This window comes from Sphingomonas sp. Leaf21, from assembly GCF_916858675.1.
Classification (GTDB): domain Bacteria; phylum Pseudomonadota; class Alphaproteobacteria; order Sphingomonadales; family Sphingomonadaceae; genus Sphingomonas.
In genome coordinates, this window is sequence record NZ_CAKASM010000003.1 from 236,480 (window position 1) to 248,455 (window position 11,976).

Annotated in this window: 13 protein-coding genes and 1 pseudogene; 11 read left to right on the forward strand and 3 right to left on the reverse strand. The window is 68.8% G+C overall.

Features of this window, described 5'->3' with window-relative positions; translation table 11 throughout:
- Nucleotides 1–17: 17 nt before the first annotated feature.
- From LRP66_RS05095 to LRP66_RS05110, 4 genes and pseudogenes are all read left to right on the forward strand, one after another.
- Entirely contained in the window at nucleotides 18–587 is a 570-nt protein-coding gene (locus LRP66_RS05095; RefSeq protein ID WP_230481459.1) for a cold-shock protein, read from the forward strand.
- Entirely contained in the window at nucleotides 584–1,108 is a 525-nt protein-coding gene (locus LRP66_RS05100) for a DUF192 domain-containing protein (protein WP_230481425.1), read from the forward strand. The genes LRP66_RS05095 and LRP66_RS05100 overlap by 4 nt, the downstream gene beginning before the upstream one ends.
- A 560-nt stretch (nucleotides 1,109–1,668) precedes the next feature.
- Nucleotides 1,669–2,061 carry an NADH:ubiquinone oxidoreductase subunit NDUFA12 gene (locus LRP66_RS05105; RefSeq protein ID WP_230481426.1) on the forward strand — a complete coding sequence of 131 codons (393 nt, stop codon included), beginning with the start codon at nucleotides 1,669–1,671 and terminating at the stop codon, nucleotides 2,059–2,061.
- Nucleotides 2,062–2,267: 206 nt separating this feature from the next.
- A pseudogene (locus LRP66_RS05110) lies at nucleotides 2,268–2,501 on the forward strand (DUF2155 domain-containing protein); the annotation flags it as partial.
- Nucleotides 2,502–2,536: 35 nt separating this feature from the next.
- Here the strand turns inward: LRP66_RS05110 and aat are convergent.
- The 3 genes from aat to LRP66_RS05125 all read right to left on the reverse strand — a co-directional run bounded on the left by aat (nucleotide 2,537) and on the right by LRP66_RS05125 (nucleotide 4,513).
- A complete protein-coding gene (gene aat / locus LRP66_RS05115; RefSeq protein ID WP_230481427.1) occupies nucleotides 2,537–3,295 on the reverse strand; it encodes a leucyl/phenylalanyl-tRNA--protein transferase in 759 nt (252 codons plus the stop codon).
- Nucleotides 3,292–4,005: a ParA family protein gene (locus LRP66_RS05120; protein ID WP_230481428.1), complete on the reverse strand. Its 714-nt coding sequence runs from the start codon at nucleotides 4,003–4,005 to the stop codon at nucleotides 3,292–3,294. The genes aat and LRP66_RS05120 overlap by 4 nt, the downstream gene beginning before the upstream one ends.
- Before the next feature lie 121 nt (nucleotides 4,006–4,126).
- The gene (locus LRP66_RS05125; RefSeq protein ID WP_230481429.1) at nucleotides 4,127–4,513 is read right to left on the reverse strand and encodes a hypothetical protein; all 387 of its coding nucleotides are present in this window, start codon (nucleotides 4,511–4,513) and stop codon (nucleotides 4,127–4,129) included.
- 159 nt (nucleotides 4,514–4,672) lie between these two features.
- Here LRP66_RS05125 and LRP66_RS05130 point away from each other — a divergent pair, with 159 nt between their 5' ends.
- The 7 genes from LRP66_RS05130 to LRP66_RS05160 all read left to right on the forward strand — a co-directional run bounded on the left by LRP66_RS05130 (nucleotide 4,673) and on the right by LRP66_RS05160 (nucleotide 11,888).
- The gene (locus LRP66_RS05130; RefSeq protein WP_230481430.1) at nucleotides 4,673–5,638 is read left to right on the forward strand and encodes a cysteine synthase A; all 966 of its coding nucleotides are present in this window, start codon (nucleotides 4,673–4,675) and stop codon (nucleotides 5,636–5,638) included.
- A 92-nt stretch (nucleotides 5,639–5,730) separates the two neighbouring features.
- The gene (locus LRP66_RS05135) at nucleotides 5,731–5,982 is read left to right on the forward strand and encodes a hypothetical protein (RefSeq protein ID WP_230481431.1); all 252 of its coding nucleotides are present in this window, start codon (nucleotides 5,731–5,733) and stop codon (nucleotides 5,980–5,982) included.
- A gap of 577 nt (nucleotides 5,983–6,559) precedes the next feature.
- Nucleotides 6,560–7,084, forward strand: a complete 525-nt coding sequence (locus LRP66_RS05140) for a division/cell wall cluster transcriptional repressor MraZ (protein ID WP_230481432.1) — start codon at nucleotides 6,560–6,562, stop codon at nucleotides 7,082–7,084.
- A 20-nt stretch (nucleotides 7,085–7,104) separates the two neighbouring features.
- Nucleotides 7,105–8,073, forward strand: coding sequence for a 16S rRNA (cytosine(1402)-N(4))-methyltransferase RsmH (gene rsmH / locus LRP66_RS05145; protein ID WP_230481433.1), 969 nt, complete (start codon nucleotides 7,105–7,107; stop codon nucleotides 8,071–8,073).
- On the forward strand, nucleotides 8,070–8,732 hold the full coding sequence (locus tag LRP66_RS05150) for a hypothetical protein (protein ID WP_230481434.1): 663 nt from the start codon (nucleotides 8,070–8,072) through the stop codon (nucleotides 8,730–8,732). The genes rsmH and LRP66_RS05150 overlap by 4 nt, the downstream gene beginning before the upstream one ends.
- Nucleotides 8,729–10,447 (forward strand): peptidoglycan D,D-transpeptidase FtsI family protein, encoded by a 1,719-nt coding sequence (locus LRP66_RS05155; RefSeq protein WP_230481435.1) that lies wholly within the window; start codon nucleotides 8,729–8,731, stop codon nucleotides 10,445–10,447. The genes LRP66_RS05150 and LRP66_RS05155 overlap by 4 nt, the downstream gene beginning before the upstream one ends.
- A gap of 10 nt (nucleotides 10,448–10,457) precedes the next feature.
- Complete coding sequence (locus LRP66_RS05160; RefSeq protein WP_230481436.1) at nucleotides 10,458–11,888, forward strand: UDP-N-acetylmuramoyl-L-alanyl-D-glutamate--2,6-diaminopimelate ligase; 1,431 nt, start codon at nucleotides 10,458–10,460, stop codon at nucleotides 11,886–11,888.
- Nucleotides 11,889–11,976: the final 88 nt, after the last annotated feature.

Genomic DNA, 11,976 nt, shown 5'->3' on the forward strand with positions numbered 1-11,976 from the left:
GCGACAAGGGTGCGATGATGCTGGATGAAACGCCAATCAACGGGGGCGGCATCGACGGCGAGACGGCGGAAACGGCCGTAGGGCTGGCGGGGGTCGTCAAATGGTTCGACGTGACGCGGGGTTTCGGCTTCGTCGTGGCGGACGATCCGCTTTATGGTGACGTGCTGGTGCACTTCACCGTGTTGCAGCCGCATGGCCGCCGGAGCCTGCCCGAGGGGGCGAGGGTCGAGGTGCTGGCGGTGCGCGGCGGCCGGGGCTATCAGGCGCGACAGGTCGTCGCGATCGACCTCAGCCATGCCGTGCCCGAACAGGCGAAGCGCCCCCGCGCCGCTGACCGCGTCGATCCGGTCGCACTGGTCGAGGAAGCCGGGGCGCCCGAGGGGGTCGTGGTCAAATGGTTCAACCGGCTCAAAGGCTATGGCTTTCTGCTGCGCGACCGTGATGGCGCCGATATCTTCGTGCACATGGAGACGCTGCGGCGTGGCGGGATCGTCGATGTCGAACCCGGCCAGTCGTTCGCCGCGCGGATCGTCGACGGACCCAAGGGGCCGCTGGCGGTCGTCGTGTCGGAACGAGACGCAGCATGACCGGGGTGATGCGGCTCGGCGCCCTGGCGTTGACGCTCCTGCTGGCTGGCGTCGGACTTGCAGGCTGTTCCAAACCGGCCTCGGATACGTCGTCGTCCGCGACGGGGGCTCCCACCACGCTGGATGGGCGGAAGGTCGCGACCGTGCCGGTGACCGTGACTACCGCGCAGGGCAAGCACGTCTTCCACGTCGAACCTGCGCGCACCACCGCCGAACAGGCGCAGGGGCTGATGTACCGGACCGACCTGAAGCCCGACGGCGGCATGTTGTTCGCGCCCTACCCGCCCGAGGGCGGCGGCCCGCGTGTGGCCGAATTCTGGATGAAGAACACGCCGACCTCGCTCGACATCCTCTTCATCCGCGCGGACGGCTCGATCGCGCGCATCGCGGAGAACACCCCGCCGTTCAGCGAGGGCAAGATCCCCTCGGGCGAGCCGGTGGCCGCCGTGCTGGAACTGGTCGGAGGTCGCGCGGCGGAACTGGGCATTTCGGAGGGCGACTCCGTCTCCTGGCCGCGCTGAGCCGATCGCGGCGGAGGGGATGGCCTGACCCCGGGCCGCTCCCTTCCCGCAAGGGTAAGGTCTGAGCCTAGATCGCTCCCCTCCCGCAGGCGGGAGGGGTTGGGGGAGGGCGGGGTGTCTCACCGAGACGATCCGCCCGTGGCGGAGCCCCCACCCCAAACCCCTCCCCCCTGCCGGGAGGAGGGGCTTACGCCCGAGTCCCGGTTCGGCGATAACGTTCGCGAACCTGCGAGCCTCCGCCCCTGCGCCGCTCCCCTCCCGCAGGCGGGAGGGGTTGGGGGAGGGGGGGTGTCTCACCGAGACGATCGCCCGTGGCGGAGCCCCCACCCCAAACCCCTCCCCCCTGCCGGGAGGAGGGGCTTACACCCAAGTCCCGGTTCGGCCATGACGTTCGCGAACCTGCGAGCCTCCGCCCTACGCCGCTCCCCTCCCGCAGGCGGGAGGGGCTGGGGGAGGGCGCGGTGTCTCACCGAGGCCGACTCTCCCGGCAAAGCCCCCTATTCCCGCGCCGGATGCGAACGCGGTTGAAGGGCGGCGAGAGGCGGGCTACACGGCGCGTCATGGGCATCAACCTCAATCCCTTCACCTGGTGGAACGGCGCCACCATCGGCACCTGGTTCGGTCTGCGCGGCAAGGCGCAGGTGGGCGAGGATGCGCACGGCAACGTCTATTATGAGGGCGGTCGCGATACCGCCGGTCGTCCGCGCCGCTGGGTGATCTATAACGGTCCGAACGATGCCAGCCGGGTTCCGGCGGAATGGTTCAGCTGGCTGCATCATCAGGTCGAGGACGTGCCCGACCGCTCGCTGCCGCCGCGTCGCGCCTGGCAGAAGCCCGCCTTGCCCAACATGACCGGCACCGCCATGGCCTATCGCCCGTCGGGCGCGCTCGAAAAGGGTGGGCAGCGTGCCGCCGCGACCGGCGACTATGAAGCCTGGACGCCCGAGGGGTGAAGACCGCTCGCTGGCTGGCCGGTGCCGTGCTGGCCGCCGCACTGGGGGTCGGGGGCTGGTTCGGTTACCAGTCGCTGACCCATAAGGACGCGTCCGCCGGAGACGAATCGGCGGTCAGCCAGATCCTGCCCGACCGTCCCGGCGGCGGTTCGGGTATCGAGTCGGTCGATGCGGGTCAGATGGCGCTTCCGAGCGGCGGGACGCCGATGGCGCAGCGCGTCGCGGTCGTCGGCCTGCTCAACAAGCGCAACGGCGTCGCGCGTGACCTGACGCTGAAGCCCGGTCAGGCGATTCGGGTCGGCGACGTCGTCGTCCGCCTGCGCGCCTGTGAGAAGACCGCCTCCTGGGAGCCCGAGCAACTGACCGGCGCGTTCGTCCAGCTCGACGTGCGCGGAGCGGATCAGCGGTGGCAGCGCGCCTTTTCGGGCTGGCTCTACAAGGAGCGTCCGGCGCTCAACGTCGTCCAGCACCCGGTCTACGACGTCTGGGCCAAGAGCTGCACGATGTCCTGGCCAGAGACCGGCCCCGACACCGTCCCGGCGGCGACGCCGGGCGCCGCGCCCAAGCGGTCGAGCGCGGCGAAGTCGCCCGGCGCGGAGGCACCCGAGCCCGACGCCCCCGGCGCGACGACCCCGGCCAATGCATCGGACAACAGCGCGACATAATCGTCCCGCCCGATCTCGACCGCGCCCATGGTCGACAGATGCGGGGTCTGGAACTGGCAGTCGAGCAGGCTGTAGCCCCCGGCGCGCAACCGGGCGACCAGCCAGGTCAGCGCGACCTTGGACGCGTCGGTCCGGCGGCTGACCATCGATTCGCCGAAAAAGGCGCGGCCCAGGCTGAGGCCGTAGAGGCCGCCGACCAGCTCGTCGCCGTCCCAGCATTCGATCGAATGCGCGAAGCCCATGTCGAACAGGTCGATGAAGACGCGCTCGATCGCATAGTTGATCCAGGTCTCGGGACGGTCGGGCACGCTTTCGGCGCACAGCCGGATGATCGATTCGAACGCGGTGTCCGCCGTCACCCGGAACCGGTCGCCCGCCACCGTCTTGCGTAACGAGCGGGACAGATGAAACGCATCGAGCGGCAGCACGGCGCGCTTGCGCGGCTCGACCCAATAGACATGCTCGGTATCGCGCGTGTCGGCCATCGGGAACACCCCGACGGCATAGGCGCCCAGCACGAGATGGGGGGTCAGCCGCTCATTGGCGCCGGATCCCGCGCGACGGCTCATGATCTGGCCAGCCGCCGTTCGATCGCCTGCCATAACCGGGCATAGGCCTGTGCCGCGGCGCTACGCGGGGCGAAGCCGCCGATGGGCGCGCGGCGTTCGCCCATCGCCTCGACCAGGCTGGCCATCGGAATGACCGGCCAGTCGGGGTGCGCCGCCAGAGCCTCGGCATGGAGCCTGCGGCGGCGGTCCGCCATGACGTGCACCGGCATGATCGGCACCCGGCCCCGGACATGACCGTCGACCACCTCCAGCGCGCGGGTGGCGAGCGCCGAGGGGACGACCGGCACGACGATCAGGTCGACCGCGCGAAGCATCTGCTCGGTGGTTTCGGTCAGCCCCGGCGGGCAGTCGAGAATCACCCGGTCGAACCCGGCGAGCCGTTCGATCAGCTTGCTCAGCCGCTTCTTCTTGTCGATCCGGTGGAACAGCAGATCGAGCCCGCGCAGCGAGTCGTCCGCGCCGAGCAGCGATAGTCGGGGAATGGCGGTGGGACGGATCAGGCGGTCGACCGCGATATCCTGTGCAAAGACCGCCTGCGCCTGATCGCCCGGCGCGGCGCCGCCGAGCAGCCATGTCGAGGCAGCTTGCGGATCGAGGTCCCATAACAGCGTCCGCCGCGCCGCGAGCATGGCGGCGCACCAGCCGAGATTGACGGCCATGCTGGTCTTTCCGACGCCGCCCTTCAGGCTGTAGATCGCGATCGCGGCCACCGGTATTTCCGACCTCCCAGATATCACGCCACGAAAAAGGCCGACGGAGATATCTCCGCCGGCCGGCTTTCGATCAAGTCCCTATCGTCGGTCGGCCGACGGGGGGATCGGATAGCGCCAATCAGACGTGGCAGCTCTGCGCCGCCTTCTTCGGCGTGGTCAGGGTGATCGACTTCTCGTCGCCGGTCAGCTTCCAGCCGCCCTCGGCGGTCTTGGGCTCGCCAGCGGCGGACGCCTTGAGCACGACGGGGGTCTCGCCTTCCTTCAGGCGGACATTGGCCTGCTTGTCGCCCTGGAAGAAGGTGACGAAGACGAGGCTGTTGTCCTTGCAGCGGAAGCTCTTGTCCGCCTTGATCGCAGGCGGAAGTTCGATCGGCGCGCGGTTGGCGAGGACGTTGGCCATCGGGTCGGGATTGGTGTCGACGACCTCGGGCTGGCTGGGCTTGGAATTGCACGCTGCAAGGGCGAGCAGCGGTGCGGCGATCAGGACGGGGAGGAGGCTTTTCATAGCGAGGTGGTGCTTCGCAAATGCAGCAACCCGGCGTCAAGCATGACGTGCATGACCGGCAACGAATGTCCGGGATTCGGGCGCGCTGTGCGTCGCGCTTGACCGACCCCAAGCAAGGCTTGGCTTGCCGTGTCGCGGGGCAAGCGCCATCTAGCGGCTATGGACGTGACCCCCGATACGCTGGCCCTGATCGGCAACACCCCGCTCGTGCGACTGAAGGGGCCGAGCGAGGCCACCGGCTGCGACATCTTCGGTAAGTGTGAATTCGCCAATCCGGGCGCCAGCGTGAAGGATCGCGCCGCGCTGTTCATCGTCGAGGATGCGGAGGCGCGGGGACAGCTTCGCCCGGGCGGCACCATCGTCGAAGGGACGGCGGGCAATACCGGCATCGGGCTGGCGCTGGTCGCCAATGCCAAGGGCTACCGCACGATCATCGTGATGCCCGAGACCCAGAGCCGCGAGAAGATGGACACGTTGCGTGCACTGGGGGCCGAACTGGTCCTGGTGCCTGCCGCGCCCTATTCGAGCCCCTGTCACTTCGTCCACACCTCGCGCCGGATCGCCGAGGAAACGGACAATGCGATCTGGGCCAACCAGTTCGACAATATCGCCAACCGCCGCGCGCATATCGTGGGAACGGCGGAGGAGATCTGGAACCAGATGGGCGGACGGATCGACGGCTTCACCTGCGCGGCGGGGACCGGCGGTACGCTGGCGGGTGTCGGGCTGGGGCTGAAGGCGCACGACGAATCGGTGACGATCGCGCTGAGCGATCCGCATGGCGCCGCGCTGTACGATTATTATGCGCATGGCGAATTGAAGTCGGAAGGCTCGTCGGTCGCCGAGGGCATCGGGCAGGGGCGGATCACCGCCAATCTGGAAGGCGCGCCGATCGATACCCAGTACCGCCTTTCGGATGCCGAGGGCTGGTATTGGGTGCAGCGGCTACTCAGCGAGGAGGGGCTGTGCCTGGGCCTGTCGTCGGGGATCAACGTGGCCGGTGCGGTCGCATTGGCGCGGACGCTCGGGCCCGGTAAGCGTATCGCAACCATTTTGTGCGATACGGGGTTTCGCTACCTCTCCACGCTTCACAACCCGGCGTGGCGAACCGAGAAGGGGCTGTGAGGTGCGGCCGCCCTCGGTCCTAAAGGTCGACAGGACGCCGGGCGCAGGATAGTGACGTCGTATCCATGAAATCACCCGACCATCATCATATCATGCAACGCGTGAAAGTCGGTATGATCGGCCTGGCTTCGGTGATCCTGCTGATCGCGATCGCCAGCACCATTCTCGGCTCGCTCAACCGCGACGAGCCGCCGGTCGCCGCCGCCGGTGCCGCGCAGTCGAACATGGTCGCCGACATGTCGATGACCAACAGCATCGCCCCCGCCACCAACGAGCCGCTCGCCGAACTCGGCGTCGCGCCCGCGCAGGTCAATAACCAGGCACCCGCCGAACAGCCGCGCTGATACGGACGCCGTTGACCTCGTCTTTGCCGAGGCAAAGGCCCGGTCGGGGCTTGGTGAAGGGCGATGGCCGCGATGGCGTGCGCGACGCTTTGGCTCGCCCAACTACTGACCCAAGCGGCGCTTGCCGACGAGCCGACACGCTTCGCTGACCCTCTCCGCTGTCCAGGGGGGAGGTAGGAAAAGCCGAGTCTGACTCGCGATTCTTGTCCGGAGTCGCGCGGTCGATGGCTCTGCACGACCCCGAACGGGCTGGATCGACTCCATATTCGTGGTTAACGCGCATCAAGATCCCATCCGATTGCGGGGCTCGAAAATGCCGGGGAAAATCGGGGAAATGCTGCGTTCTTGGCGGATTTCCGCCGCTCCCCCGATAGTTGGCAAAAGCCGCGATCCCCTTTGGCGCCCGGCCGTTCGTCGCATATTCGAGGATTTGACCACCATTTCCCCGATTATCCCCAAAAATCCCGTTGCCTCCCGCATGGCCTAGCGATACACCCATATCCAACAGAGGGGCAGGCTCACTGTTATCCAGAAATGGTCGGAACGCGGCGATGGTCGGGTTTCGAAACGGTGGGGCATGCGCGCCATGCGCGAGGTTGGCGTGTCCGAGAGGGGTTTGTATCAGGGAAGTGGCATTGGCCTTGTCGACGACAAGGGTCGCGTTGCCATCCCTAACGCACTCCGCTCCACACTCGCCCAGAACGCGCCGCGCCCCGACGGAAAGGATGGCGGGACCATCATCATCGCGGTCCACGAAACCGAGCGCTGTCTGATCGCCTATGACCCGGGTTATGTTGCCGTGCTGAAGAAGGAGCTGGACGCGCGGACCGAGATGTCGCGCGGGCCCGACGGCCGTATCGACTATAACATCAAGCGCGACCTGGCGAATGGCGAGGCGGTGCCGTTCGACGGATCGGGCCGCTTCATCATGCCGGGCTTTCCGCGCTTCCATGCCGGGATCGCGGGCCACGCCTTCTTCTGGGGCACGTTCGACTATATCGAAATCTGGGATCCCAAGACGCTGGTCGAGACGCCGGGCCTGCCCCCGAAGATGATCTCGGCCGCGCGCTTCCACTGCCATGAAAAGGGGATCGCCCTGTGAGCGCTCCCGCTGGCACCCCTGTGAACGACGCCCCCCACATCCCGGTCCTGCTCGCCGAAGTGCTCGACGCGCTCGCGATCGTTCCCGGCGAGACGCATGTCGACGGCACGTTCGGCGCGGGCGGCTATACCCGCGCGATGCTGGGGCAGGGGGCGAAGGTCATTGCCTTCGATCGCGATCCCGACGCCATCACCAATGGCCAGGCGCTGGTCGCCGCCGAGCCGGGGCTGACCCTGGTGCACCGCGAATTCTCCGGGCTGGACCAGGAATTGCGCGCGCCGGTCGACGGCGTGGTGCTCGATATCGGCGTGTCCTCGATGCAGCTCGACCAGGCGGAGCGCGGCTTTTCCTTCCAGGGCGACGGGCCGCTCGACATGCGGATGGCGCAGGATGGCGAGTCGGCGGCGGACTTCCTCAACACCGCCGATGAGGCCGCGATCGCCGATGTCCTCTATCATTATGGCGAGGAGCCGCGGTCGCGTCGTGTCGCGCAGGCGATCGTCGCCGCACGTCCGCTGACCCGCACCGGCGAGCTGGCCGCCGTGGTGCGCCGCGCGCTCGGCTACCGACCGCACGACAAGAAGGATCCGGCGACACGGACCTTCCAGGCGATCCGCATCCATGTGAACCGGGAGCTGGACGAACTGGCCGACGGGCTGGCGGCGGCCGAGCGGGCGCTCAAGCCCGGGGGGCGGCTGGCGGTCGTGACGTTTCACAGTCTGGAAGATCGCATGGTCAAGCGATTCTTCCGCGAACGTGCCGGGCAGATGCCGGGCGGCTCGCGTCATCTGCCCGAACAGGCGGCGGCGCGCGCGCCCAGCTTCGCGCAGGTGGGCAAGGCGATCCGCGCGGGCGCGGTCGAGCTGGCGCGCAATCCGCGCGCGCGCTCGGCGACGCTGCGGTTCGCGACACGAACGGAATCACCCGCCTGGTCGGCGGGACAGGGACGGGCGCCGGGGGGCGAGTTGGGTCAGGAGTTGGGCGTATGACGGCGGCATATCGGTTGAAGGGGATCGGGTGGTTCGGGAGCTGCGTCGCAGTCGTCCTGGGCTTTTACCTGGTGTCCTTGCAGGTGGCGGCGGAGCGCAAGAAGCTCGACGACGTCAACGGCCGCATCCGTATGGCCGAGCGTGACATTCGCGCGCTCGAGACCGAGTTCGACACCCGCGCCAATCTCGTCCAGCTCGAGAAATGGAACGGCGACACGCTGGCGCTGACCGCGCCGGTCGCCGGGCAGTTCGTCGGCGACGAGGCGCAGCTCGCCTCGCTCGACGTGACTCAGGGGCCCGCCGCCGGAACCGTCCAGACCGCCGCGCTGCTCGTGCCCTCGCAGTCGCTGCCGGTCACCCCGCCCGTGGTGACCGCCGCCGCCAGCGCCGCCCCCGTCGCCAAGCCGCTCGCGCCCGCCCCCGTCGTGAAGCTGGCCAAGGTCGTGCTGCCCCAGCCGCAGGTCGTGAAGGCCGTGTCCGAGCGTATCGTCTCGACCAAGGCCGCCAAGCCCGCACCGATCGCGACCGTCCGTACCGCCGCCGCCGTCGCCAGGGTGCGTCCGCAGGCGGTGGCGATGCTCGACCGCCAGCTGCTGTCCGACACCACGCTGGGTGACATTTTGAAGGGGGCCAAGACCGAATCGCGGCGGCGGCGTTGAGCGTACTCGTCGCCCGCCCTGCCGGAACCCAGCGGACCGCCGGCCAGCGCCATGCGCTGGTCGCGACGACGCATATGCGTCTGATGATGCTGATGATGCTGTTCGGCGCGGCGGTGCTCGTCGTGATCGGACGGCTGATGCTGCTGGCGGTGTTCGCCGGACCCGCCGATGCGGCCGCGCGGACCGCGACGCTGGCGGCGCGGGGCGATATCGTCGACCGCAACGGCGCGCCGCTGGCGCGGACGATCGATAGCTGGACGATCGCGGTCCATCCCAAGAAGCTGATCGGCGATCCGATGGAGATCGCGGCGCGCCTCGCCGCGCTGATGCCCGATCGCGGCGATCAGGCCTGGTTCTACGGCCAGCTGACCCGCAAGGCGAATTTCGTCTATCTGCAACGCCGTGCCAGCCCCGCGCTGGTCGAGCAGGTCAACGCGATCGGCGAGCCGGGGCTGGTCTTCGATCGCGAGACGCAGCGCCTCTATCCGCAATCGACGCTCGCCGCGCACGCACTCGGCTTCCTGTCCACCGACGGGCACGGGATGAGCGGCATGGAGCGCGTGCTGGACGAGCGGCTGCTCAACCCGGCCCATGCGGGCAAGCCCGTCGCGCTGTCGATCGACACCCGCGTCCAGGCGGCGATGGAGAGCGAACTGGGCCGCGCGATGAACACCTTCCATGCGCGGGCGGGCGGCGGCATCGTGCTCGACGTCCATACGGGCGAAGTCGTCGCGATGGTGTCGATGCCGACCTTCAACCCCAACCGGGTCGGGATGGCGGGCACCGAGGAGTTGCGCAACATCACGACGCAGAGCGTGTTCGAGCTGGGTTCGACCTTCAAGCCGATCACCATGGCGATCGCGATGGACACCGGCGTCGTCACCTCGATGGCGCGGCGCTTCGACGCGACGCATCCGCTCAAGGTCGGCGGCTATACCATCCATGACGAGCGCGGCGATCCGAAGCGCTGGCTCAACATGGCGGAGACGCTGATCTATTCCTCCAACATCGCCACCGCGCGCGTCGCCGACGAGATCGGGCCGGAGCGGATGCAGGGGATGTTCAAGAAGCTGGGCTTCGACACCCGGCCCGATATCGAGCTGCGTGAGAAGGGACGGCCGCTCTGGCCGACCTATTGGGCGCGGACCACGACGATGACCACCGCCTATGGCCATGGCATCGCGGTGACGCCGCTCCATCTCGCCTCCGCCTATGCCGCGCTGGTGAATGGCGGCATCTGGCGCCCGACGACCCTGCTGAAGGTCGAGCCCGGCCATGCGCCCGAGGGGCGCCGCGTCCTGAGCGAGGCGACCAGCGCGCGGATGCGCCAGATGCTGCGCCTGGTCGTGATGCGCGGCACGGGGCGCAAGGGCGATGCGCCGGGCTATCGCGTCGGTGGCAAGACTGGTACGGCGGAGGCGGCGGTGGCGGGCGGCTATGACCGGTCGCGCAACGTGGCGACCTTTGCCGCGGCCTTCCCGATGGACGCGCCGCGCTATGTCGTGCTGGCGATGCTCGACTCGCCTCAGGGGACGAAGGAGACATTCGGTTGGAAAACCGCAGCCTGGAACGCCGCGCCGGTGGTCGGGCGGACGATCGCGCGGGTTGGGTCGATGCTGGGCGTCGTGCCGGATTCGAACCGCGACGTCGACGTGTCGGACATCCTGCCGACGCTATGGCAGGATCCGACGCGGCCGCCGGTGGATGGGCGATGAGGCAGGCGGCATGAAGCTGAACCAACTGACCGACGAACATCTCGGCGAGGGCGGCGACGCCCTCGTCTCCGGTTTCGCGATCGATCATCGCAAGGTCGCGCCGGGCACCGTCTTCGGCGCGTTCCAGGGCGCGCGCGTGAATGGCGAGGACTTTATCGCCGACGCGGTGCGCAGCGGCGCGGTCGCGGTGGTGGCGCGGCCGGGCGTCAAGGTCGAGGGCGCGGTCCATATCGCCTCGGACGAACCGCGCGCGGCCTTCGCACGACTGGCGGCGGCGTTCTTCGCGCCATTCCCGACGACGGCGGTGGCGGTCACCGGCACCAACGGCAAGACCTCGACGGTCGAGATGACGCGGCAGCTCTGGCGGATGGCGGGGCATCATGCGGCGTCGATCGGCACGCTGGGCGTCACCACCGCCGACGAGCGGACCTATACCGGCCTGACCACGCCCGATGTCGTGACCTTCCTGTCCAACGTCGCGGGGCTGGCGCGCGAAGGGGTGACCCATCTGGCGTTCGAGGCGTCCAGCCACGGCCTGACCCAGTATCGGACCGAGGGGCTGGAGGTATCGGCGGCGGCCTTCACCAACCTGTCGCGCGACCATCTCGACTATCATGGCGACATGGGCGCGTATCTGGCGGCCAAGATGCGGCTGTTCTCCGAGGTGCTGTCGCCGACCGGGACGGCGGTCGTCTGGTCGGATGACGTCGAGAGCGGGCGGGTGATCGACCTGGCGCGCGCGCGGGGCAACAAGCTGGTCACGGTGGGCACGCGCGGATCGACGCTGAAGCTGGTCGAGCGGCATCCGACGCTGCTGGGGCAGGGGCTGGTGATCGCCGATGAGCAGGGCACGATCCATAAGGTGCAACTGCCTCTGATCGGGGCCTATCAGGCTGCCAACGCGCTGGTCTCGGCGGGGCTGGTGATCGCGACCGGTGGCGATGTAGCCAGGACGATCGCCGATCTCGCCCGGTTGCAGCCGGTGCGCGGACGGCTGGAACGCGCCGCCATCGCGCGCAGCGGTGCGCCGATCTATGTCGACTATGCCCATACCCCCGACGCGATCGAGGCGGCGATCGCCGCGCTCAAGCCCCATGCGGGCGGGCGACTGATCGTGGTGCTGGGCGCGGGCGGCGACCGCGATCCGGGCAAGCGCGAGGCGATGGGGCAGGTGGCGTCGATGCAGGCCGACCGGGTGATCGTGACCGACGACAATCCCCGCAACGAGGATCCCGCCGCGATCCGCGCGCAGGTGCTGCGCGGCGCTACGGGTGCGATCGAGATCGGCGACCGTCGCGCCGCCATCGCCGCCGCCATCGCCGAGGCGGGCGAACAGGACATCGTGCTGATCGCGGGCAAGGGGCATGAGCAGGGCCAGATCGTCGGCGACCTCGTCCTGCCCTTCGACGATGTCGCGGTCGCGCGCGAGTGCGCGGCATGAGCGGCGCCAACGTCAAGGCGCCCGTCACCAAGGCACCCCCCGCACCGCCCGCCGACGCGGGTCAGGCCGAAGCCCCGGTGCGTGAGCG